Consider the following 23804-nt stretch of genomic DNA (forward strand, 5'->3'; position numbering starts at 1 on the left):
GACAGATTCAAAATCACGGGGGAACGATCAGATGGGCACGATCCCCAGAATCAGCTAACGGTGCAGGCAACCGAATTCAACCGGCCGGCTTTGACCGTTCAAAACGCGGCTGGAGATTGACTTCCATTTTGTCGGCCGTCAGAATAGTAAGGTTGCCGGAAATAAATCGGTTACTATTTCTCTATTTCAACGCCCAGCGCCCGGGCCCGGGCCACCCATCGCTTGCGCGCCAGGGCGCGCATATCTTCTACCGTATCCCGCTCGTCAACAATTTCCATGCCCATCAGGGTCTCAACCAGATCTTCAAGGGTCACGATCCCTTCGGTGCCGCCGTATTCGTCTACAACGAGGGCGATATGCTGCCGGTCCTTGAGAAACGTCTCCAGCAGAATGGACGGCCGCAAGGTTTCCGGAACGGCCAGAATGTCGCGTCTCGCCGACAACAGTGGTTCCTCGCCGCGTCCTTTGGCACTGAGCACCAGGACATCGTCCTTAAGCACAAAGCCGCTAACATCATCGATGTCCTTGCGGTAAATCGGAAATCTGGAAAACGGTGATTTTGCCATCCGATCGGTGGCCACAGCCATGGCCATGGTGTCGGGAAATGCGGAAATAACGGTACGCGGGGTCATGATATCGGCGATGTTAAGGGAGTCGAAGCGAAACAGATTGCGGATGATCCGGGACTCCTTGTTTTGCAGCTGGCCGGTTTGTTCACCGACCCGAACCATGGCGAGGAACTCCTCACGGCTGAACACATGAACCGGATTGTCTCCCGCCACCAGTCGTGTCAGCCGCTCCGATATCCACACTATTGGATAAAGCAAAACAATCATGCCACGCACGAAAAGGGCGACCATCCCGGCCAGTTTCGTCCAGTACACGGCACCGATGGTTTTGGGAATGATCTCGGAGAGAAAAAGAATCATGAGGGTCATCACGGCAGAGAACAGTCCGAACCAAGCGCTGCCGAAAACGGTGGTTGCCTTGGCACCGGCCCCGATGGCCCCGACCGTATGAGCGATGGTGTTGAGGGTCAAAATGGCAGCCAGGGACTGATCCACGTTGTCCTGTTTCAACCGCTTCAAAAGGGTGGCCCGGTCAGGACGCCTGAGTTTCAAACTCTCGATATAGGCCGGTGTAACACTGAGCAGGACCGCTTCGGCCACAGAGCAGAGAAACGATACCCCCAGCGCCAGTGAAACATAGGCGATCAAAAGCAGCGTATCAGCGTTGGTTGGCGGGGCGACCGTCCCATCCGATCCCACAGGTACGGCCATAGCGGGCGACACCAACAGGATCACCGGCACAATGGCACATACGGCCCACATCAGGCTTCCTGCCAGTATGGCCATCCGTCCACCACCGGTGCGGGACTGTGGATCATCGCTCATTTCAGCTCCATTTCCGAAAATGCGTCAGTAGCCCAGATCCGCCTTTCTGAATTCGCGGTTGGACGATTCGCCCGGTACTCGTTTCAGGATGTCACCCCCCGTCACCGGATCATCGGTTTTCAAGATAAATTCAAAAAGATCGTTCGTTTTTTCCTCAAAGAATCTTTCAGCAGCTGTGGTCCCATCCCGTCTCCTGATATAATAGTTGTGTATGACTGTAAATGCTTTTAATTGTCATATTAACCTGGGCAACCCAGCACCTCAGGCTTGATCGGGGAACATGGTTGTTTTTTGCAAAATACTGATTGAACCGGAACCATTGATGGGAAAGGATGTTAGGGACATCTGACGCCAATGGACAAAAAACAAGGGCCATGAAAGGTTCCCGTTTTTAGTAAATGCGGATGTAGGGAACCGCCATGGCCCTTTTCGCGCGTGGTTAGAAGGTATATTTAAACGACACGCCAATCAAATAATTGAATTCAGGAAGGTAATCGTCGATATCCGTTGTAGAACGGTCGTTGAAAATATTGAAAAACTCCCCTTTAACCTCGATCATTTTATTGAACAGAAAGGCGATGGATGCCGTATGATACCAGTAATCGCCCACTTCCTCGGTTACGGTTGTCCGCCCCCAACTGCTGCTGGTCCACGATCCGCGATAGCGGGCCGCATAGGAACCGTAAGTTCGACAACAGTCGGCAACCGGCAGGTTGAAGCGCAGGCCGATGGCAGCACTGTTGCGGGGATACCCGTCTAAGATCGCATTCGTGTTGTTGTCCCGGGTTTCGTTGTAGTTGTAATTGATAAATGGGGTCAGTCCGCTCGAGATGTCGTAGGAGAGTTCGACGTCCACCCCCTTGATCTCCACCTCATCCACATTTTCCGGTTGCATGATCTGGCCGCCATCGTTGAGCGGATCATCATAACGCACGCTGGTGATAAAATCGTCGGCCTTGGAAAAATAGGGCGTCACCCGGACAAAGAAGGCGTCATCAAACAGGCGTTGTTCGACCGATGCCTGGTAGGCCCACACGGTTTCAGCATCAAGATCCGGGTTTCCCTGGTACACGATAAACGAAGAGATTGACCACGGCACGGAATAGAGCTGGCTCAGGGAGGGAGCTTTGAAGCCCTTTCCGGCGGAAAGCTTGATATTACCGCCGGGGATATAGTTCCAGCGGATGGCGGCCTTGGGTGAAAATTCGTTTCCATAGGAATCGTAATCGTCAAATCGCCCGCCGAGAACCAGTTCCAGGGTATCGAAAAAAGTACCGTCCCACTGGGCGTAAAACGAATACTGAGTCTCATCCTCGTCCGTCACATCTCCTTCCCTGCCCTGAACATCGAGTATCGCTCCCGTGTCCGCATCCACTATTTTCTTTTCTACGGAGAAATAGGAGATCTCGGCCCCCAGGGTCAGAATCTGCTGGTCGGCAAAGGTCCAGCTGGTATTGAGATCGCCATGGTAGCGGTCCGCCACGGTGTCGTTCAAGGATTCCTTGTACACAAAGTTGGGAATGGTGGCGTATCCCGTGTTGATCCAGTTGATCGTTTCCAGGGTTTCGCCGGAATAGTTGTGCTCGGACCGCAGCCAGTCCGCCTGGGCCTTGAGGATCCACCGATCCGACAGGAAGCTTTCCAGTTGCGCGTTCACGTACGGGTGCTTGATATCCTGATGGCAATAGACACCCAGATTGTCGCCCACGCCGTATTGGGTCTCGCCATCCACGGTACCACCGGAAATCGCGATGTTGGTCTTGTCACCAAGGGTACCGGTGAGCTTGGCGTGAAAACGGTCGTGATCATAATCCCGGTTTTCCGTATCGACGCCTTTATCTTCGTAAAGCATGTAGTTGTCCACTTCCTTATGATCGTAAAAAATTCCCAATGAAAAATTTCCGAAATTCAGGCCGGCGTCCAGCCCATAATCGTAGCGATCAAAGTTGCCCGCATCACCCCAGGGTTGAATGTAGTTTTGACCGCCACCGTCCTTGGTGATGATGTTGATGATGCCGCCCCCTGCCGAGGAGCCGTAAAGCGCCGAATAGGGACCCCGAAGCACCTCGATCCGATCCACGGCCCGCACCGGCAGGGTAGTCAAATAGGCGTAATCGGTAAAGGGCGTGTTGACCTTCTGGCCATCCATGAGGACCAGGGTGTGCCCTGCCGATCCCAGTCCGCTGATGGTCATGGATTGGGGCGTCACCAGTCCGACCCCCTGCGGTTCGTTGACATAGACGCCGGGAAGGTTGGCGAGAAGGTCGCCGACGGTCCGGGCCGGGGTCTGCTGAATCTCCTCCTGGCTGATAACCGTGACCACGGCCGGTACCTTTTCTAGGTCTTTTTCGGTTTTGGTGGCGGTCACGATCACGGGCTCCAATTTGGTCGGCTCGCTGGTGGCATGGACGCGCGGCGCCCCGAAACAAGACAGCGACAACACGAAGACCGGTACAAAAATCCATTTCTGCTTCATCTTCAATCCCCTTTTCTGGTTGGTCATGGGCCGTTTTTCATCCGATGGCCTTCGCTGCCGACGTGGCCCGGTCCTTTCGATAAGTTTGTTTTCCTTTTTCTAAAATGGCGCTTCATGCGCCTTTTGTCTGCATCTGCAACCTCACCCGCCGGTGGGCCAGGGCGTCTGCCACGCGCTGATCGTGGGTGGCGACCAGTGCCGCGCCACCGCCTTCGATGTGCCGGGAAAGTCTTGCCAGCACCAGCGCCAGGCTCCGATCGTCAAGGCCTACCGACGGTTCGTCAAGCAACATCAGTTTCGGCCGGCGGGCGCAGGCGGCAGCGATGGTAACGCGCCGCTTTTGTCCCATGGAGAGGGAGCGAGGGTGCCGGTCGGCCAAAGCCAACAGGTCCAGGTCGCGCATTTCACGATCGGCCGCCGCCCATCCGTTTGACTGGGCAGCCACCTCATCCGTCACGGTGGTCAGGTAAAGCTGATGGTCAGGCTGCTGGAAAATATAGGCCGCCTGTTCGGCGATCCGGGCGGGGGGCTCTTTGGAAGGGTCCAGCGCACAGGTCCGAACGGTGCCTTGCGAGGGTTTCAGCAGTCCCATGGCCAGGCGGAAGAGGGTCGTCTTCCCGCATCCGTTGTTTCCCAATAGCGCCACACTCTCGCCGGCACGCACCGCAAAGGATAGGCCGGTGAACAGTTGCCGCGAATCCCCCGGCCAGGCAAAAGCGACATCGTCAAAGGCCAGCAGGGTTTCGCCGGCCGATCCTTCCGGCATGACCGCAAAGCGCGAAACCGATTCCGGTGCGTCGTCCCAGCGGCCACCGGTCATGTACAATTCCGTCGAGGCCACGGAACGGAGCATGTCCCGGCGGTGCTCGAAGACCAGCACCGTACGGCCGGATTGGGCGATTTCCGTCAGAATCGCAAGCAGCCGTCGTTGGGCCTGCCGGTCGAGAAAAGCCAATGGTTCGTCCAGGACCAGTACGCGCTGATCCAGGGCCAGAAGGGCGGCCATCAGCACCCGTTGGCGTTCACCGGACGAAAGCGTCACGATTTTTCGATGCCGCAAATGGGCCGCCTCGACACGATCCAGCGCCCCTTGAATCAGGGCGTCCATGCGGTCCGGCTCGACGGCGAAGTTTTCCAGACCAAAGGCGATCTCGTCATCGACCTTTTCCGTGAAGGTCATGAACTCGACGTTCTGGAGGAGAAGCCCCAGATCCCGGGCCGTCTCCCGGACCGCCCGCCGGTCCGGACGCTGGCCGCAAACGTTCAAATCCCCATCCAGCGAACCGGCAATCAAATGAGGAATGGCGCCGCACAAGGCCATCCCCAGTGTCGATTTGCCGCATCCCGTGGGCCCCGATATGAGAGCGATCTCACCGGGCCCCACATCCAGATCCAGGCCGGCCAAGGCATCTTCGCCGCGGCCCGGGTATCGGAACCGCATGCGCGAAGCCCGGATCAAGGCCGCCCTCCCCATTGAATGCCCGCCGCCAGCAGGCAGACGACGGCCGCAAGGGCCAAATAGACGGCGTCACCGCGCTTAAACCGGGGCAGCGCATAGCAGGAGCGCCTGGCACCGGGATTAAACCCACGGATTTCAAGGGCCAAAGCGATCTTGTCACTGTACTCAACCACGGCAAAGGCAAGGGGAACCATCGATCCGCGGTAAAAACGCATCCAGACGCCACCCATGCGCCTGCCCCGAAGAAGCGCCGCCTGCCGCATCTCCCTGACCTCGGCGGCCATGACCGGAAAAAACCGCCAGACCAGGAGCAGGGAAACAATCAGTCCCGGGGGCAAATGAACCCGGGTCAGGGCACGGACCATCTCCTGGGGCGCGGTGGTTGCCGCCATGACCGGAACCGCAGCCATGAAAACCGCAAGGCGCAGGCAATAGGCCAAGGCATGGGCATGATCATCGCTGGCCGAGAAATTCAAGGCGGCAAAAATGGTAAAAAAGATCAGCAGGCCCAGCCATCGACGAGCGGAAATGCGCACGCCGGCCATACCGGCAACGCAAAGGAGAAACGCCAGGAGGATAAACAGCGCCACCGGGTCCACCAGGATAAGCGCATACACGGTCACGCCCATCCCCACCGCCATCTTGGAAAACGGATGCAGGCGATGGACGGCGGTCTCTCGGGCCGATGGGAATGCGCCGATCACCGGTCACTTTTCCAGGCGCAGCTTTCCCGCCATGGAAAGCTCTTTGGCCACCTTGAGACCGGCCATTGCTCCGGCAAGGCTGGTACAGAAAATTGCTGCCTCGGCGACGATAAAGACCCACCAGGCGATCCCGGAATAGCGGTCGGGCAAGAAGAAAAAGGAGAGGAGCATGGCGGCCGGAAACATCCCCATTTCGTACAGCACCGCACCGGCCACCGGGGCGATTTTTCCCCTGTATCCGCGAAACAGCAGGCTGCAGACGACTTCCCCGAAAAGCCCGCCGCAAAGCACGAACCCGAAAATGATCGGCGATACCATCAGGCAGATCAGGGAGTAGATGCCGGTAATCAGGATCAGCGATCCCGGCCGGCGCAGCCGCGCCAGCCCGATGACCACGAAAAAAGAGCCGAAAAGGCCGTTGACCGCATTGGCCAGCCCGGGAATGCGCAGGGGCAAGGTGAAGGGGATGACCACACTGGCCACCACCAGCAGTGCGGCGGCGATCATGGCGGCGAACACGTATTCGCGGGTCTCCCAATAGGTCTTCCGGGACGTGGGTTTCACTGCCGATAGAGCGCCCGGCCCGGATGGCGCGGCTGCCGGCGGACTGCCGGCCGGCTCGGTCAAAGCGGTTGCATCTCTCACGGCTCCATCCTTTCTTCGATCATGCCTTCGAGTTCCATGTAGCGATCCATGAGCAGTTGTTTTTCCGTTTCCGTGGGATTCCAATAGTCCCGCTTTTCCGCCTCCAGCAGGCGTTTGATCATCGACTCCACGGCAAACCGGTTGTTTGCACACATGCGGGCGAACATCTCAGAATCGGCGATGTAACGCTCGGTCACCTTGGACCAGATCCAGTTTTCCACGGCGTGGGTGGTGGCGGCGAAACCGATCAGGTATTCCACACGGTCGCTGATCTTCTGGGCACCGTGATAATCGTGGGCCAGCAGTCCGTCGATCCATCGGGGATTGAGCAGACGGGACCGGATCCCCCGGTTCAGGGACTCGCCCACGGTCTCGGTAAGCAGGATCTCCTTGGTGGTATCGGTGATCAGCATGGCAGGCGCCCGGCCTTTCACCGATTCAACGGTCCGGGAGAGGCCGCCGAAGAATTCGTAGTAGTGGTCCAGATCCATGATCTCGTATTCGTGGGTATCCCGGACCTGGCTGACCAGATCCACGCTGGCGAGACGATGCCGGTAGGCATCCAGGCAGCGCTGGCCATGCAGGTTATCCGCATAGAGATGACTCATCGTGGCCGTGAAAAGATCGCTGATCTCCGTTTCGCTGGTCCAGGCCCCGGTTTCGATCAGTCCGGTGGTCCGCGTGCCGTACTCTCCCGGCCTGGGCCCGAACACCCGGCCGCGGGCAATCCGGTCCAGCTGTTCCGGAGCGACCGAACCCTCCAGCCGCGCCTTCATGGCCCGGGTGTTTTTGCGGACGAAATTCTTGTCCTCGGACTCGTCCAGTTCCGCCACCAGGTCCACGGCGCGGTTGATCATGGACAGGACCGTGGGGAACATATCGCGAAAAAACCCGCAGATCTGCACCATGCAGTCCACCCGGGGACGCCCCAGTTCCTCGAGGGGCACCGCTTCGAGCTTTTTGTAGTAGGGGTTGGAATCGTGGCGTACTCGGACCCCAAGATAGGCCAGAATCTGCCCTACGGTCTCTCCCCGGGTTTTGGTGGTTTCGAATCCCCAGAGGATCACCGCCGTACTGTCCGGGTAGGCACCGTTCAAGGCGTAATAATGGGCCAGGGTGTTGTCGGCGATTTCCCACCCCCGCCGGCAGGCCTCTTCCGAAGGCACCAGCCGGGGATCGAACTGGTACGAATTGCGACCGGTCGGAAGTACTTCCGGCGTGCGCAGGGGGTCGCCGCCCAGGCCGGGCGCGATATATTTTCCGGAAAGACCGGCCAGGAAATTCTCAATCTCCAAATCCCCGCCGAGGTTTTTGGCGGCGGTGATGGCCTGTAAAACGGCGCTGCGTTCGGGCTCTGTCCCGGGCAGGCAGTCGTCTTTGCATGCCGCTTCGACGATGGTACGGACGTTGGCATCGATCTTCTCGAGGGCACGGGGATCGACGGCATTGCCGGCCTTTCCCGGGCGGAGCAGATCCTCATAGGAAAGGCCTTGTGCTTCGCAGAGCCGGCGGTGGAGGGAAGGCGTTCGGCCCCTGTCATAACGCAGAAAAAAGGTGGCGAAATCCAGCTGCCCGTTGGCATCGATTCCTTCGCCCAGGAGATGAAGCCCCTTGGGAATGATGGCGCGCTTCATCATCGAAATCTCTTCCTGAACCGACTCCACCGTTTCGCAGGCGAAGTTGAGTTGGGCCGCCTTCTGCATGACGCGTTCGGAGAGTCTTTCGGCGCGTGCCGGTTCCAGGGTGCGCGCCTCAATGGTTTCAGCGATGAGTTGGTCCAGGGACTCGTACTCGTCGTAAAGGCCGCCGGCCGTGAATGCCGGGGAGTTGTAATTGACCAGGACCCCCAGGCTGCGCCGTTTGGCAATGGTGGCCTCGGACGCATTGACCACATGGTAGAAGTAAAGGTGCGGCACGTTCCCCAGAAGGGATGAGGGAAAGCAGCGGCCGCTCATGCCCGTCTCCTTGCCCTTGAGAAATTCAAGGGTGCCGTGGGTACCGACGTGGACGACGCAATCCGGCCGCCAGTGTTCTTCCAGCCAGCGGTAGAAAGCCACATACTGGTGGTGGGGCGGCAGGGTCTTGTCGTGACTGATCTTGTCCGGGTCGGCATGGTACCCGCGCGCCGGCTGCAGACCCACCAGCAGATTGCCGAATTCGACCGCCGGGATCAGCAAGCGGTCATCTTCGCACATGATTTCGCCGGGCGGCGGCCCCCATTGGGGGGCGATCTCGTCGCCGGCCGGCAGGGTTTCCAGCAGGCCTTGGTACTGGTTGACGCTCACCATCCGGCCGTGCTTGAACGACTCCCGCACGTCTCCCCAGCGGGCCAGATTGACCAGTTGGCGGGAAAGGAAATACTCGTGCAAGCCTTGCTTCTCCGGCACGCCCGACACGCTATAGCCACGCTCGGCCATGATACCGAATAGCTTTTTCAAGCTGGCGAACGTGTCAATATAGGCGGCATTGCCCAGGTTGTCCTCACCCGGCGGATTGTCGTAGACAATGAAAGCGACCCGCTTTTCGCTGTTGCGTTTGCGGGAAAGGGCCGTCCATTTCCCGATCCGGCCGGCCATGTGGGCGATGCGGCCCTGAATGGGAACCACCTTTTTCACCGCCCCCTCAATTTCCGGATGAGATTGTTCCACGAGGCCGCAGGAGGGCAGCGGTTCGATCATTCCGTCGGTTTCGGGCAGGATCACCGTCGTCAACACCTCGATGGGCGACAGGCCCTGAACGGATTCGCGCCAGGCATCGATTTCCCGGCCAAACATGGGGACCCCGGAAAACACGGGCACACCCAGTTCTTTCAGGAGCGCCACGGCTTGATCCGGGGCGGCGTCGGTAAATGTGTTCAGGGAAAACCACTGCAAGTAGACCACGGCATCCACAAAAGGGGTCTGGTGATCGAAAAAATACTTTCGTATGGCCTGCATGTTGTCGGTAGCGGTGGAGAACACCGGCACGATGTTGGCCATCTGGTGCGATCTCAACCACTGCGCCAGCGCCCGCGCGGGAACCACACTTTGCGAAAAATGCATCCCCCCGTAAAACAAAAGACCGACGGTGGGAAGGTCGGGGTTCCAATCAATGGACGCGACGTAGGCATCCAAATCATCGTGAGTGAATCCGGACAGCGGGTCGTAGATGCCGCAATCCGGGTATTCCCGGGGGACCGGCGGTTTGGCAATCTTGAACCCGGCATATTCCCGCCCGGCGAAGGCCAGCATGTTCTTGATGTTTTCCCCGCCCCCATGTTGCCAGTAACGCATCATGCGGGCCCAGTTGCGGGCGTGGCGGAGCTTGCCGAAGGGAAAAAGAGTTCCGCCTTTCTCGATCCAATCCATCATTCGCCGTGCGGAGCGAAGATTGAACGATTTCCCCGGACGCGACCCCTTCCCTTTCTTCCCGGCGCGGGCCATCGCCTGCCGCATGGAAAACGATCCCAGTCGTACCAGTGACATGCATTCCGGCGAGCCACCCACCAGAAGCGCCACGGGTGTTTTCGTTTGCGCCAATGCGCCGGCGGCCACGCCCAATGCTTTTCCACCACCCCGGATATCCAGGAAAACCATGGACGCGGATATCAGTGCCGACCGGACGGCATCTGGAGAAATGGCCTCTTCTTCGATATCATGGGTTGAGAACAGACGGGCGGAAAACAGTTTGCCATGCACCTGGTAAAAGCGTTCCACGCCTTCCAGCAGGGACTCGGTCAAGGAGGCGTTGATAATAAAGGTGAATCCGGGTCTGTTCATACCGGTCCTGAAAAAAGAAACAGCCATGCAGCGGCCCTTTGTCCAAAGGGGCATTCGCCTTCATGGCTGTTTGGTTTGATTTGTATTTTTGGGTCGATCAAAAACAGAAATGGCCTTCATGACCAATCAGACTGCCTATAGCAAAGTGGTGCCGGTCACGTCAAGATTATATGCCCAATAAAACGCCTTGACTTCTCAACCGGACTGCATTACTGAACGGATCACGCAAGGCGGCTGAAGTCGACCTGATGATTCGATAATTTACTATAGAAGCTGTTTCGGTTCGAACGCCCTTACGGTTTTAATCGGATAGGAAACAAAAGGCCACGAAGGTCTCTATTCCCGACAGGGGAAAGAGCGTTCGTGGCCTTTTTGTTTGCTTATCGGCCTTCTTTTTTTGGTGAAATAGGCAAGTGAAAAATAGTTGGGTGGCGACATCCTCCGGAGAGGGGAAATGTCGCTTTGCGTGTTGCGTGCGGTCTCGGCAGCAGTGGATGTGGATGAGCTGGAAGTACGTACTGTGGCGTGGGAGTTTCTATTGAGTATCATGACAATATCGACGAAGCCACGATGAAGGGCATTGAATCGGAATTCTCTCTCGATCTCGCCGAAAACCACCGCATCTCAGCCACGCTGACCTATATGGAGGCGACCAACGATGAAACGGGCGATCGCTTGGAGAGAAGTCCGCACTGGCTGGGGTCCATTGCCTATACCTACGATCAGTCGTTCGATCGTTTCCGCTTCTGGACGACCCTCAGGGGCCGTGGCCAGGATGATATCTATATCGGCGAATACAGCGTGGATGAACCCCGCGAAGTGTCCGGTTTTTTTGTCTGGGATCTCTCCCTGGGTTTGGATATCGGAACGCATGTGAGTCTGTTCGCCAATGGAACCAATCTGTTCGATTCGGATTACCGCGAGTTCACCTATACGCGCTATCAGCCCGGCCGGGTGTTCCTGATTGGCTGTGAATTCAAAATATAGGTGCAGCGATGGAGAAAATCGCCGAGACTGGAAGCAACCAAATAAAAATCGGCATATTGCTGGCGCCCTTCGGGCCGGCACGGGGAATCATGGCCCTCACCTATGGCCGGGCCGTGGAGCAGTTGAAAGAGACCGGCCTGGCCCTCGAGGTGCGTATCGACAACATGGCCGGTGCCGATCAAACCGCCGTGGACCCGGATCCCGCGTTCATCGAGTGGCTTGATGACGATGCCGACATGGTCCTGGCGCACGTTCCGGCGGCCTACGATGCCGTCTTCACCCAATTGCAGGCGCTTCATCAGAAAACCGGCAAGCCCGTGATCCCCTTGAGCCCGGAGTGCGCGTCCATTGCCGGGGGGATCGACCGGCAAACCGTTAAGACCCTGTGGGCCTATCATGGCAACGGCGGGATGACCAATGTGCGCAATCTGCTGCGCTTTGCGATCCATGTCAGCGGGTTGGGCCCGGATGACACGCCGCCGCCCCCCGAGGAGATGCCCCTTTGCGGGATCTATCATCCGGAGAGCCTTGAAAGCTTTGACAGTCTGGACGCCTACCGCCAGTGGCGGCCCCCGAAAGCGGGCGCGCCCACGGTGGGTCTTTTTTTTCCCCGCTCCTACTGGATCGATAATGCCCTGGCCGTATTCGATGCGTTGATCGGAAAACTGGAAGCAGATGGCGTGAATGTCATTGCCGTGTTCAACGACAAGTTCAAAAGCGGCGGGGATGACGCGGTCATCGAGAAGTTCTTCATCGCGGACGGCACGGCCTGTGTGGACGCCGTGATTTATCAGGCCTACTTCTTCTTGAAATCGAGCCGCGAGAAAGACGGCGCCGGCATCCACCAGGAGGCGTCAAAAATCCTGGAACGGTTGAACGTGCCGGCCCTTTTAATGATCAATAGTTTGCAGACCCAGGCGGAATACGAGCAGAGCGCCGAGGGGCTCACCATCCCCCAGTCCATCATCACCGTGGCCCTGCCCGAGTTCAACGGCATCGGCCAGCCGGTGCTGGTGGGGGTGTCCGAAGCCCATATCGACCCGACCACCGGTGCCAAGGTCATGCGGCCGATCCCCTTGGACGCCCAGATCAGCTACCTGGTCAGGCGGGTGCGCAAGTGGTGCGCCCTGCGGGAAAAACCCAACTCCCGGAAGAAGATCGCCATCATCCTGCACAACTCGCCCTGCCGCAGCGGCGTGGAGGCGACCGTGGGCGCCGGTTTCGGTCTGGACACCCTGGAAAGCGTGGCTCTGTTGCTGCAGCGCATGCAGCGCGAAGGCTACGAGCTGGACTGGGTCCCCGAAAGCGGCAGGGAATTGATCGAAACCATCCTCGAGAAAAAGGCCATCAGCGAGTTTCGCTGGACGCCCCTTTCCGAGATCATTCAGAAAGGCGGTGCCGCCGGGTTTGTGCCCTTGTCGCGCTACGGGCAGTGGCTGGAAGAACTGCCCGAGTCCTCACGATCAACGCTGTTTCAAGGATGGGGCAACCCCTTTGAGACCGACATAGAAGAGCTGGAAGACCTCCAGCGATCGAGCCTGGCCCTGCATGATGGCTGCATCACCATCCCGGGGCTGATGCTGGGCAATGTTTTCATCGGTCTGCAGCCCAAACGGGGGTGCGCCGGCGCACGCTGTGACGGCAGTGTGTGCAAGATTCTCCACGACCCGGAAGTGCCGCCGCCGCACCAATACCTGGCCTTTTACAAATGGATCGAAAAGGATTTCGGTGCCGATGCCATGCTCCATGTGGGCACCCACGGCAATATCGAACTGCTGCCGGGCAAGTCCGTGGGCCTGTCGCCGGCCTGCTTTTCCCACTTTGCCGTAGGCTCGCTGCCCCACCTGTACATCTACGTGGTCAGCAACCCCATGGAAGGCTCCATTGCCAAGCGGCGTGGCCTGGCGGTGATCGTGGATCATCTCCACCCGGTCATGGCCACGGTCAAGCTCTACGGTCCCCTGGAAGATCTGGAAGATCCCCTGGAAGAGTATGCGCGGGCCAGGGCCGCCCATGAAAGGGGACGTCTCAAGGAACTGGAAACCATCATCAGCGAAAAGGCCCAACAGGCAGCCATCGTTAAAACCGCCGGGCAGTTCGATGATTTCCACGCCTTTGTGGACTACCTGCACGGCCAGATGACCATGCTTCGCGAAACCATGTTCCGGGACGGGCTGCACACCCTGGGCCAGCCGCCGGTTGATGACCAGTTGATCAGCATGCTGGCCTCGATCCTGCGCTTCGATCAGGGGCAGGTGCCCTCGATGCGGCGCTGGATCATCGAGTCGCTGGGACTGGATTGGGACAAGGTGCTGAAAACGCCCGAACGGGTCGATCCGCGTCTGGACCGCACCCACGCCCGCCTCCTGGAACTGGCCGACGATGCGGCCCAACAGATCATTGGGGACGCGCTGCAACATTATCCGGACCAAAGCGATTCGATCGTCTCCTCGGCGGTTCAAACCGTTCAGGCGCTTTACGGCATCGACGTGTCAACCATGCCGGCCGATCGAACACAGGCGCTGATGGATATCGTTGAATTCGGCATGGGGCTGGTCCCGGCCATCGCGCAGACCACAGACGAGATCGACAATCTCATTCGTGGATTAAGCGGTGAGTTCATTCCGCCGGGGGCGTCGGGCGCCCTGGCCAGGGGCAAGGTGGAAACCCTGCCCACGGGCAGGAACTTCTTTTCCATCGATCCGTTCAAGATCCCCACGCCGGCCGCCTGGAACGTGGGCATCCGGCTGACGGAGACCTTCTTCCACAAATATCTGCACGAACACGGCGACTACCCGGAATCCATCGGTTTCGTCTTCCGCTTCTTCGATATCTTTCGTGCCGACGGCGAACAGCTGGCCCAGATGCTGTACACCCTGGGCGTCAAGCCGGTTTGGGACGGCAGCCGGATTACCCGGCTGGAGGTGATTCCCCTGGAAACGCTCCAGCGACCCCGGGTCGACATCACCGTGCAACTCTCCAACATGCTCAGGGACGGCTGCCCGCGCGCCTTTGAACTGGTGGACGAGGCGGTCCAGCTGGTGGCCGACCTGGACGAGCCGCCGGAGAAGAACTTCGTCCGAAAGCACGTCCGGCAGCGACTACAGGAAATGGCCCCCCAGGACGATCTCAAGGCCCAAAAGCGCATGGCCACGTTCCGCGTCTTCACGGCGGCCCCCGGCGTGTACGACTATGGCGCCAATACGGCCGTGGCCGCGTCGGCCTGGGAGACCGAAGACGACCTGGCCGATATTTTCATCGACACCTGCCACTATGCCTACGGCAAGGGCAGCTTCGGCGTGGCGGCCAAGCAGACGTTCACCGCCAATCTGAAGCACGTCAGCGTCACCTATGACAAGTGGGATTCGGATGAATACGATATCCTGGAATGCTGCCACATCTTCGGCAGCCACGGCGGTTTCACCCAGGCCGTCAAAACCGTGTCCGGCAAAGAGGTCGACGTCTATTTCGGCGACACCCATGATCCGGATCGACCCCGCATCCGCGACATGGCCGATGAACTGGACCGCGTCGCGCGCACGCGTCTGTTGAATCCCGCGTGGGTCGAGAGCAAAAAACAGCACGGGTACAAGGGTGCCACGGTCATGGCGGACCGCATCTACCACATCTACGGGTGGCAGGCCACCACCCGGCTGGTGGGCAACTGGGTGTTCGACGACATCGCCCGGACGTTCGCCCTGGATGAGGAAATGCGACGCTGGTTCGAGGCCAACAACCCGTACGCCCTGGAGAGCATCACCCGCCGTTTGATCGAGGCCGAACAACGATCGTTATGGCAGGCCGATCCAGAGCTGTTGGAGCAGCTCAGGGAAGTTTTCCTGGAGGTGGAAGGCTGGATGGAAGATCGCATGGAAGATGTCACCAGCGATTTTCAGGGCAGCGATATCGATATTGTCAAGATCGATCAATACAAAGTGGCCAGGTAATGGGACCCTATATTCTCAAACGCATGGGTGCCATGGGCATGGTGCTTTTCGTGGTTTCGGTGTTTACCTTTTTTCTCATCCACATGGCCCCTGGCGATCCGCGCATCATGATGGCCATGTCCCGCTTCGGCAACGACATTACCCCCGAGCAGATCGAATGGATCGGCAAGGAGATGGGACTGTCGGCGCCCGTTCATGTTCAGTATGTCATCTGGCTGGGCCACCTCTTCTCCGGTGATCTGGGCAATTCCATCCGCAGCGACCAGAGCGTCGTCTCGGAGCTGTTGAACCGCCTGCCGGCCACGCTGACGCTGGGCCTGAGCGGATTTGCCATCTCCCTTCTCATCGCCCTGCCCCTGGGCATCGTGGCGGCCATCAAGCAGAATTCCATGGTGGATCATGCGGTGATGGTGGGAAGCATTGTGTTCATCTCCATTCCCGGATTCTGGCTGGCCCTGCTGCTGATCCTGCTCTTTTCGGTCAACTGGGGTCTTTTGCCGGTCTGCGGCCAGGGCACGGCGGCCCACATGGTGCTGCCGGTCACCGTTCTGGCCCTGGGCATGGCCGCCACCACCACCCGCCTGACCCGGACCTGCATGCTCGAAGTGCTGCGTCAGGACTACATACTGGCCGCCCGGGGCAAGGGACTGCCCGAGAAGTCGGTCATCTGGCGGCATGCCCTGAGAAATGCCATGGTTCCCATCGCCACTTACAGCGGCATCAAGCTGGCGCGCACCTTTCAGGTGGCGGTGATCGTGGAAACGGTCTTCGCCTGGGAAGGGATCGGCAAGTTGATGGTGGATTCCTGTTTCGCCAGGGATTTTCCCATGATCCAGGGATGCGTGCTGCTGGTCGGCGCGGTTTTTGTTCTCACCAACTTTGCCGTGGACATGCTGTACCTGTACCTGAATCCCCGAATCCGGTTGCTGTCGGAAAAACAAGGGAGTCCTGCCTGATGATCAGAGCGGTAATCGACGACAGGAAGGCCAGGATCGGCCTGGTTATCCTGGTGGTCCTGACTGTAGCGGCGCTATTTGCCCCGCTGCTGGCCCCCCAGGATCCCTATGCGCAGCATATCGACCGGCGCCTTCAAGGGCCGTCAGCCGATTTTCCGCTGGGCACCGACTATCTGGGACGCTGCGTATTGAGCCGGATTATCTTCGGCAGCCGCATCTCCCTTCAGATCGCCGCGCTCATCGTGGGCATTCAGGTGGCCTTGGGACTGGGCCTGGGGGCGCTGGCCGGCTATTTCGGCGGCCTGGCGGACGGATTGATCATGCGTCTGGTGGACGTGATGATGGCCCTGCCCTCCCTGGCCCTGGCCCTGGTGCTGGCCGGCATCATGGGACCGGGCCCGGCCGGGATCACGGCGGCCCTGTGCATCACGGGCTGGTCCGAATACGCCCGCATCGTCCGCGGCGATATTCTGGCGCTCAAGGAAAAAGAGTTCATCAAAAGCGCCCGGGCGTTCGGTTTTTCCGACCTCTACATTCTGCGGCGTCACGTGATCCCCAATATCCTCGCCCCGGTCATCGTGCTGGCCACCCTGTCGACCGGGTTCGTGATTCTGCTGGTGGCGGCCTTCGGTTTCCTTGGTTTGGGCTCCCAGCCCCCGCTGGCCGATTGGGGGGTGATGCTGAGCGAGGGCCGGGCCTATATGCGCAGCGCCCCCCACCTGACCGTTTTCCCCGGGCTGGCGGTCATGGCGGCCACGTTTGGATTCAACCTGTTGGGCGATGCCCTGAGGGATGCCATGGATCCGCGATTCAAGATCAACTTTTTTTCCAGGAGCCTGTATGCGGTTAATCGACATTCAGAATCTTGAAACCCGCTTCGATACGGAAAATGGTCCGGTAGCCGCCGTAAACGGCGTCAGCCTGAGCGTCGATCGCGGCTGCCGGCACGCCGTGATCGGCCAGAGCGGTGCGGGCAAATCCATCCTGGCCTTGTCGATCCTGCGCCTTTTGCCGGATAACGCCCGGATCCGCGGCGAGGTATTTTTCAAGGGCCGGGAGCTGTTATCCTGCTCGATGGAGGCCATGCGCGAAATCCGGGGCAAGGCCATCATGATGATTTTCCAGAACCCTTTGGCCACCTTGAATCCGGTGTTGGATCTGGGCACCCAGCTGTGCGAGATTCCCATGTGCCATGAAGGCGTCACCTACGCGCAGGCCAGGCAACGGGCGCTCGAGGCCTTGACCCTCTGCGAGCTGCCCGATCCCGAGCGGGTGATGCAATCCTACCCGTTCCAGCTCAGTGGCGGCATGTTGCAGCGCGTCGCCATCGCCATGGGCATCATCTGCCGCCCCGACCTGTTGATTGCCGACGAACCGTTCAAGGGGCTCGACGCCCGGCTTCAACAACAGGTCGGCGCCACCCTCTACCGGATCTGCCAGACCTTTTCGATTACCTTGCTCCTGATCACCCATAACCTCAAAATCGCCCACAGCCTTTGCGATCGGGTATCGGTCATGGTCGGCGGCCGCATCGTCGAGACCGCCGCCACCGAGTCGTTTTTCGCTTGCCCGGATCACGCCTATTCAAAACGCCTGGTCGAGGCGTACGATCTGTTCTCATCAGCGATCGAAAGCGCCCCGGAAAGGCGGTGCGCCCCATGATAAACGTGCGCCACCTGAGCAAGCATTATACGTCGGGCATCGTGAACAAACGTCTCACCCGGGCCGTGGACGGGGTAAACCTGTCGGTTCCCAAGGGCAGCGTCTTTGGACTGACCGGCGAGAGCGGATGCGGAAAGACCACCCTGGCCATGCTGATCCTGCGGCTGGTCGAGCCCACCGCAGGGTCCATCACGATCGACGGCAAGGATATCACCCGCCTGGGCAAACGCGCCCTCAACCGGCTGCGGCCCGATTATCAGATCATCTGGCAGAACCCGGACACCTCGCTGAGCCCGCGCCTCCCATTGAAGGACAGCATCATGGAGCCGCTGCGCTATTACGCCAGGGTCAGGCGCAAGGATGAAGCGGCGATCCTCTCGCGCTGCTGCAAGATGGCCGAATTGCCCGAGTCCCTGCTCGGCCGCTATCCCCACGAAGTCAGCGGCGGAGAGAACCAGCGGGCGGTAATCACCCGCCTGTTGACCCTGCGTCCCACGCTGCTGATCGCCGATGAACCCACATCCTCCCTGGATGTTCTGGTTCAGGCGCAGATTCTCGAACTGCTCAAACGGATCCAGAAACAACTGGCCTTTACCATGCTCTTTATTTCCCACGACCTTCAGGCCATTGGCTTCATGTGTGATCGGGTGGCGGTAATGAGAAATGGTAAGATCATCGAAAGCGGCGCCTGCGGCCAGGTGCTTTCGGCGCCCCGTACCCCCTACTGCCGTGAACTTGTCGATAATGCGTTTCGCCCCTGGAGATTTGCATCATGAACAAAACCGTCATCATGGTTACTGCCGGAATTTTATTTGCTATGGCGCTGACCGCCTGCAGCAAGACCGAGTCAAAGGATTCGCCCGCCGAACTGGTAATCGGCGTCAGCCAGGATTTTCGCACCACCGATGTCTTCTCCCACAAGGGATTCAACTGCCTGGTTTTCCAGACCCTGGTCAAGACCGGCGCGGAGGGGACCATAGAGCCGCTGCTGGCCGATTCCTGGGAAGTCAACGAGGACGGCACGAGCTATACGTTCCACCTGAACAAAAAGGCGGTCTTTTCGGATGGCACACCGGTGACGGCCCGGCAGGTAAAAACATCGTTTTTGTATAAGCAAACCAAAAAACGCAAGCGGGGGTCGGGCCGTCCTGCCGGTGCCGGATCCGGTGGACCGCCGCCGGCCAAACCGGAAGGCGCCGGGCCGCCCCCCGGCAAGGGCGATGAAGGACTCAACAAGGAATACGGCGTGTTCGACAACCAGCGCTACCATCTGCCGCAGTGGTTTGCCTTCAGGTCCATGGATGAGATCGACGATCACACCCTGCGCTTCAACCTCTCCCGGCCATACACCCTGTTCTTAAGCGAGTTGGCCACCACCCACATGTATCCGGTGCTCAAGGCCGACGATACGGAGCCGGTCACGGGATACATCGGTACCGGGCCGTATAGAATCGAGGTCTTCAAACGGACGCAATATATGACCCTGGTGAGAAATGAGCATTTCTGGCAGGGAAAACCGGCCATCGACAGGATCCGGCTCAAGGTCATTCCGGATGCCGAAACGCGCGCCATCGCCCTTGAGGCCGGCGAGATCCATATGACCGGGTACGACCATTTCGACAAAATTCCCAACGAATCCGTCCTTCGCCTGCGGGCGTTGCCCAACGTGACGACCCATCGCATGACCAGCATGGATCATCCATCGATCAGTTACATCGCCATCAATTACAAAAGGCCCCCTTTCACGGACAAGGATATCCGCCAGGCCATTTGCCTGGCCATCGACCGGAATCCCCTGGACCAGGTGATGTCCGAAACCGGGCGAACCACCCACGGCCCGTTCCCCAAGGATCATCCCGACTGTGCGCCGGATATCGACCCTGCCCCTTTCGATCCCGGAAAGGCCCGCCAGTTGCTGGCCACCGCCGGATGGGCGGACAGCGACCAGGACGGTATTCTCGAGAAAGACGGGCAGCGCCTTGCCATTGCCTTGTGCTTCAATTCGTTCGACCCCCAGTACAAAACCGTGGCCGAAATCGTTCAGGCCCAGCTCAAGGCCGTGGGTATTGAATTGAAGCTGCAGATGATGGAGCTGGGCGCGCACATCACGGTCATGCGCGACGGCACCTATGATTTGGCCTTGTGGCCCATGATGCGCTATCACATGTTTTTCTACACCGGTCATCCATCGTGGCTCAACGTGTACAACAGCCCGGACCTGGACGAGGCGTTCACCGCTTACCTGCATGACGGCGACGCGCCGCTGCGGCTTCAGGCACTCGCCCGAACCCAACAACTCATCGTGGGGAGCCGGGCATTTCCCCTTTTCTTCGAGCGATACGATGTGGTGGCCTGGAACCATGCGTATTTGAAAGATTTCGAACCCCAGCCGCTGGGATGGGACCTGTCCATGGGGATCTGGAAGGCGACCATAGGAAGAAAACCATGACCCAACACACTCCCATCTATCCCTTCACCGCCATCGTGGGCCAAACGCAATTGAAACAGGCCCTGATTTTAAATGCCATCAACCCGGCCATCGGCGGGGTGCTGATCCGCGGCGAGAAAGGCACGGCCAAGTCCACGGCCGTGCGCGCCATAGCCGACCTGCTGCCTGAAATCCGCGTGGTGCGCGGCTGTCCCTTTGGCTGTGACCCGGACCGGTCAGAGGAGTGGTGCGACGTCTGCCGGGGCAGTGAGAAGACACGCAGGATCGACTGGCGCCGCATCCGTGTGGTGACCCTGCCCCTCAACGCTACCGAGGACCGCGTGGCCGGTGGGATTGATTTCAACCAGGCGGTCAAAAGCGGCATGCGCTGTTTTTCTCCCGGCGTGCTGGCCATGGCCCACCGGGGCATCCTGTACGTGGACGAAGTCAACCTGCTCGACGACCATATCGTGGACGTGATCCTCGATGCGGCCGCATCGGGTCGCAACCGGGTGGAGCGTGAGGGCATCTCCATCGCCCATGCCTCGCGCTTCATCCTGGTGGGCACGATGAACCCCGAGGAGGGCGAACTGCGTCCCCAGCTCCTGGACCGCTTCGGCCTGTGCGTAGAGACCGCCTCGGAAAAGGAGCCGGACCTGCGCACCGAACTGATGCTGCGCCGGGAGGCCTTTGACCTCGATCCAACGGAATTCCAAATTCGCTACGAGAAGGACAACGCCGTGGTGGCCCGCCAGATCGCGGCCGGGCGGGATCTGTTGCCCCAGGTGGTCCTGCCCCCGCACCTGCGCGGCCTGATCGCCGAAATCTGCACCGAAAACCATGTGGCCGGCCACCGGGCCGATCTGGTCATGGAACAGGCGTCCCGGGCCCTGGCCGCCCTGGGCGGCCGGCGTTCGGTCACCGTCGACGACATCCGCGGGGTATCGGCCCTGGCCCTTGTGCATCGCCGGCGCGATGTCGCGCCGCCGCCGCCCCCACCGCCACCCGAGCATGACCACGAACATGACCCGCCGCCGGAAAACGACCAGAACGAGGACCTGGAAAATCCTGAAGAGCCGCCTCAGGAAAACCAGCAGCAACCCCAGGAGGCCCAGGCCCCGCCCAGTGAGGAAAACGCGCCGCCCGAGCAGGACGAGGATAACGAGTCCGACGCGCAGCCTGAGGAGCAAAACCGGCCGGACAGCGTTATGGAGCAGATCTTCGATGTGGGCGAGACCTTCAAGGTGAAGAAATTCGCCTCACCCAAGGACCGGGTCTTCCGGCGCGGCTCGGGCCGGCGCTCACGCACCCGCATCGCCCAGAAGCAGGGCCGTTACGTGAAAAGCACCATGGACCATAAATCCGGGGACATCGCCCTGGACGCCACCCTGCGGGCGGCGGCGCCCTATCAGCTGCGCCGCAAAAACGGCAATGGCGTTGGTCTGGCCGTCCACCTGAAGTCAGAGGATATTCGCGAGAAGATCCGTGAGAAACGGGTGGGCAACGTGCTGCTCTTTCTGGTGGATGCCAGCGGTTCCATGGGCGCGCGGGGTCGCATGACCGCCTCCAAGGGGGCCATCATGTCCCTGCTCCTGGATGCCTACCAGAAACGCGATCGCATCGCCATGGTCTCCTTCCGCAAGGACCAGGCCGTGGTCAACCTGCCGCCCACCACCTCCATCGAACTGGCCGCCACCCTGCTCAAGGATATGCCCGTGGGCGGCCGCACCCCCCTTTCGGCCGGTCTGGCCAAGTCCTATGAAGTGCTGCGCAACATCCTCCTGCGGGAACCCACGGCCCGGCCGATCGTGATCATGATCACCGACGGCAAGTCCAACATGGCCCTGGGGGAGGCCAAACCGCTGGATGAAGCCGTGCTGCTGGCCGAGCGCCTGGCCAGCGATGCCCGCATCCGCTTCATCGTGGTGGACACCGAAAGCCGCGGGCTGATCCGCTTCGGTATGGCCCGCAAACTGGCCGGCGCCATGGATGCCGACTATTTCCAGATCGAAGACCTCAAAGCCGACACCCTGATCAACATTGCCAAGGAGAGCGTTCAATGAAAACCCAACCGATTTACCCGTTTACCGCCATCGTCGGTCAGGAGAAGATGAAGCTGGCCCTGATCCTCAATATCATCAACCCGACGCTCTCCGGCGTGCTGATCCGCGGAGAGAAAGGCACGGCCAAATCCACGGCCGTGCGTGCCCTGGCCCGCATCCTGCCGGCGATCCCGGTGGTCCGGGACTGCCCGTTTCAACTTCCCGAAGGTGAGGCCGACGGCGTCTGCCGGGAGTGCTCGCGTATCGACTGCAGCCGGGCCATATTGAACAGCGAGCCCGTGGACATCCACACGCGCGGCATTCGGGTGGTGGAACTGCCCGTGGGCGCCACCGAGGATCGCGTGGTGGGCACCATGGATTTGGAGCATGCCCTGAAAAAAGGAGAAAAACAGGTCGAACCGGGCATTCTGGCCGCTGCCCACCGGGGCATTCTTTACGTGGACGAGGTCAACCTGCTGGATGATCACGTGGTGGACGTACTTCTCGACTCGGCTGCCATGGGGGTCAACACCATCGAACGCGAAGGGGTGAGTTTCTCCCATCCGGCCCGCTTTACCCTGGTGGGCACCATGAACCCGGAGGAGGGCGAACTGCGGCCCCAACTGCTGGACCGCTTCGGCCTGTGCGTGCATATTGAAGGCATCCAGGATGCCGAAGACCGGGTGGCCATCATGGAACGTCGGGCCGCTTTTGACGAGGATCCAGAGTCGTTTTGCACCGCCTGGGAGGCCGAATCGAAAGTCGTGGTCGAACGCATCGAGCGCGCCATTGCCCTCTATCCCAAGGTGACCATCGCCCGCGATCTGCTCTTCACCATTGCCCAGTGCTGCCTGGACGTCGGCGTGGACGGCCACCGGGGAGACATCATCATCCTCAAGACGGCCAAGACCCTGGCCGCCTGGAACGGGCGTGAGGAGGTGGAGAAAGCCGATATCGACAACGCCGCCGAACTGGCCCTGCCCCACCGGGTACGCCGACAGCCGCTGATGGAGATTGCGGATAATGTTCAGGCGCTTAAGAAACGGACTGCTACTCGGTGACCGGTGATCAGTGATCGGCGGAGAAGCACAAAATATCAGTGTTAAGTTGAGGAATTCTGTCGATTCTAAAAAAGAGTCTCGTCCCTTCCTTAACCCTTATTGCTTTACGTTTTTCCTGGCAGGATAATGCAGATATCGTCCGTAGGGGCGAAAAATTTTTCGCCCCTACACAGAAAGCCGGACAAGAAAAAAAGACCGTTTTTTACACGCACAAAAATAAAAAACGGTCATCATCCTCCACTTAACACCTAAAACTTTACACTTAACACTCTCCTATAGGGAAAC

General features: G+C 59.5%; 15 protein-coding genes and 1 pseudogene. 9 read left to right on the forward strand and 7 right to left on the reverse strand.

Going from position 1 to position 23804, the window contains the following annotated elements; translation table 11 throughout:
* Window positions 1–173: 173 nt before the first annotated feature.
* The 7 genes and pseudogenes from GN112_RS11600 to bchH form a co-directional block, all read right to left on the reverse strand.
* Complete coding sequence (locus tag GN112_RS11600) at window positions 174–1394, reverse strand: hemolysin family protein (protein WP_231716994.1); 1221 nt, start codon at window positions 1392–1394, stop codon at window positions 174–176.
* Between the two features lie 24 nt (window positions 1395–1418).
* Window positions 1419–1616, reverse strand: a pseudogene (locus GN112_RS35235) (DUF6399 domain-containing protein); the annotation flags it as partial.
* 217 nt (window positions 1617–1833) lie between these two features.
* Window positions 1834–3897 carry a TonB-dependent receptor plug domain-containing protein gene (locus GN112_RS11605; RefSeq protein ID WP_155310366.1) on the reverse strand — a complete coding sequence of 688 codons (2064 nt, stop codon included), beginning with the start codon at window positions 3895–3897 and terminating at the stop codon, window positions 1834–1836.
* Window positions 3898–3982: 85 nt separating this feature from the next.
* Entirely contained in the window at window positions 3983–5329 is a 1347-nt protein-coding gene (locus GN112_RS11610; protein WP_162458890.1) for an ABC transporter ATP-binding protein, read from the reverse strand.
* A complete protein-coding gene (locus tag GN112_RS11615; protein ID WP_155310368.1) occupies window positions 5326–6033 on the reverse strand; it encodes an energy-coupling factor transporter transmembrane component T family protein in 708 nt (235 codons plus the stop codon). Before GN112_RS11615 ends, GN112_RS11610 begins: the two co-directional genes overlap by 4 nt.
* Before the next feature lie 3 nt (window positions 6034–6036).
* Window positions 6037–6678, reverse strand: a complete 642-nt coding sequence (locus GN112_RS11620; protein ID WP_155310369.1) for a hypothetical protein — start codon at window positions 6676–6678, stop codon at window positions 6037–6039.
* Entirely contained in the window at window positions 6675–10436 is a 3762-nt protein-coding gene (bchH, locus tag GN112_RS11625; RefSeq protein WP_162458891.1) for a magnesium chelatase subunit H, read from the reverse strand. Before bchH ends, GN112_RS11620 begins: the two co-directional genes overlap by 4 nt.
* A gap of 525 nt (window positions 10437–10961) precedes the next feature.
* On the opposite strand from bchH, the gene GN112_RS11630 reads away from it, so the two are divergent.
* From GN112_RS11630 to GN112_RS11670, 9 genes are read left to right on the forward strand one after another with little or no spacing between them, the layout of a single operon-like run.
* A complete protein-coding gene (locus GN112_RS11630; RefSeq protein ID WP_155310371.1) occupies window positions 10962–11423 on the forward strand; it encodes a TonB-dependent receptor domain-containing protein in 462 nt (153 codons plus the stop codon).
* An 8-nt stretch (window positions 11424–11431) separates the two neighbouring features.
* Window positions 11432–15370, forward strand: a complete 3939-nt coding sequence (gene cobN / locus GN112_RS11635) for a cobaltochelatase subunit CobN (RefSeq protein WP_155310372.1) — start codon at window positions 11432–11434, stop codon at window positions 15368–15370.
* A complete protein-coding gene (locus tag GN112_RS11640; RefSeq protein ID WP_155310373.1) occupies window positions 15370–16326 on the forward strand; it encodes an ABC transporter permease in 957 nt (318 codons plus the stop codon). Before cobN ends, GN112_RS11640 begins: the two co-directional genes overlap by 1 nt.
* The gene (locus GN112_RS11645; RefSeq protein WP_155310374.1) at window positions 16326–17195 is read left to right on the forward strand and encodes an ABC transporter permease; all 870 of its coding nucleotides are present in this window, start codon (window positions 16326–16328) and stop codon (window positions 17193–17195) included. The genes GN112_RS11640 and GN112_RS11645 overlap by 1 nt, the downstream gene beginning before the upstream one ends.
* A complete protein-coding gene (locus GN112_RS11650) occupies window positions 17167–17988 on the forward strand; it encodes an ABC transporter ATP-binding protein (RefSeq protein ID WP_162458892.1) in 822 nt (273 codons plus the stop codon). The genes GN112_RS11645 and GN112_RS11650 overlap by 29 nt, the downstream gene beginning before the upstream one ends.
* Entirely contained in the window at window positions 17985–18764 is a 780-nt protein-coding gene (locus GN112_RS11655; protein ID WP_155310376.1) for an ABC transporter ATP-binding protein, read from the forward strand. The genes GN112_RS11650 and GN112_RS11655 overlap by 4 nt, the downstream gene beginning before the upstream one ends.
* Window positions 18761–20437 (forward strand): ABC transporter substrate-binding protein, encoded by a 1677-nt coding sequence (locus tag GN112_RS11660; protein WP_155310377.1) that lies wholly within the window; start codon window positions 18761–18763, stop codon window positions 20435–20437. The genes GN112_RS11655 and GN112_RS11660 overlap by 4 nt, the downstream gene beginning before the upstream one ends.
* On the forward strand, window positions 20434–22479 hold the full coding sequence (locus GN112_RS11665; RefSeq protein ID WP_155310378.1) for a putative cobaltochelatase: 2046 nt from the start codon (window positions 20434–20436) through the stop codon (window positions 22477–22479). The genes GN112_RS11660 and GN112_RS11665 overlap by 4 nt, the downstream gene beginning before the upstream one ends.
* Window positions 22476–23519: a magnesium chelatase ATPase subunit I gene (locus tag GN112_RS11670; protein ID WP_155310379.1), complete on the forward strand. Its 1044-nt coding sequence runs from the start codon at window positions 22476–22478 to the stop codon at window positions 23517–23519. Before GN112_RS11665 ends, GN112_RS11670 begins: the two co-directional genes overlap by 4 nt.
* Window positions 23520–23804 lie beyond the last annotated feature (285 nt).

The sequence above is a fragment of the Desulfosarcina ovata subsp. ovata genome (assembly GCF_009689005.1).
GTDB lineage: Bacteria > Desulfobacterota > Desulfobacteria > Desulfobacterales > Desulfosarcinaceae > Desulfosarcina > Desulfosarcina ovata.

Excerpts from the sequence above, each read along its gene's own strand:
- GN112_RS11665 (WP_155310378.1), top strand. The coding sequence starts at position 20,434 with ATGACCCAACACACTCCCATCTATCCCTTCACCGCCATCGTGGGCCAA.
- GN112_RS11600 (WP_231716994.1), bottom strand. The coding sequence starts at position 1,394 with ATGAGCGATGATCCACAGTCCCGCACCGGTGGTGGACGGATGGCCATA.
- GN112_RS11660 (WP_155310377.1), top strand. The coding sequence starts at position 18,761 with ATGAACAAAACCGTCATCATGGTTACTGCCGGAATTTTATTTGCTATG.
- GN112_RS11640 (WP_155310373.1), top strand. The coding sequence starts at position 15,370 with ATGGGACCCTATATTCTCAAACGCATGGGTGCCATGGGCATGGTGCTT.
- GN112_RS11645 (WP_155310374.1), top strand. The coding sequence starts at position 16,326 with ATGATCAGAGCGGTAATCGACGACAGGAAGGCCAGGATCGGCCTGGTT.
- GN112_RS11650 (WP_162458892.1), top strand. The coding sequence starts at position 17,167 with ATGCGGTTAATCGACATTCAGAATCTTGAAACCCGCTTCGATACGGAA.
- bchH (WP_162458891.1), bottom strand. The coding sequence starts at position 10,436 with ATGAACAGACCCGGATTCACCTTTATTATCAACGCCTCCTTGACCGAG.
- GN112_RS11605 (WP_155310366.1), bottom strand. The coding sequence starts at position 3,897 with ATGACCAACCAGAAAAGGGGATTGAAGATGAAGCAGAAATGGATTTTT.
- GN112_RS11670 (WP_155310379.1), top strand. The coding sequence starts at position 22,476 with ATGAAAACCCAACCGATTTACCCGTTTACCGCCATCGTCGGTCAGGAG.
- cobN (WP_155310372.1), top strand. The coding sequence starts at position 11,432 with ATGGAGAAAATCGCCGAGACTGGAAGCAACCAAATAAAAATCGGCATA.
- GN112_RS11655 (WP_155310376.1), top strand. The coding sequence starts at position 17,985 with ATGATAAACGTGCGCCACCTGAGCAAGCATTATACGTCGGGCATCGTG.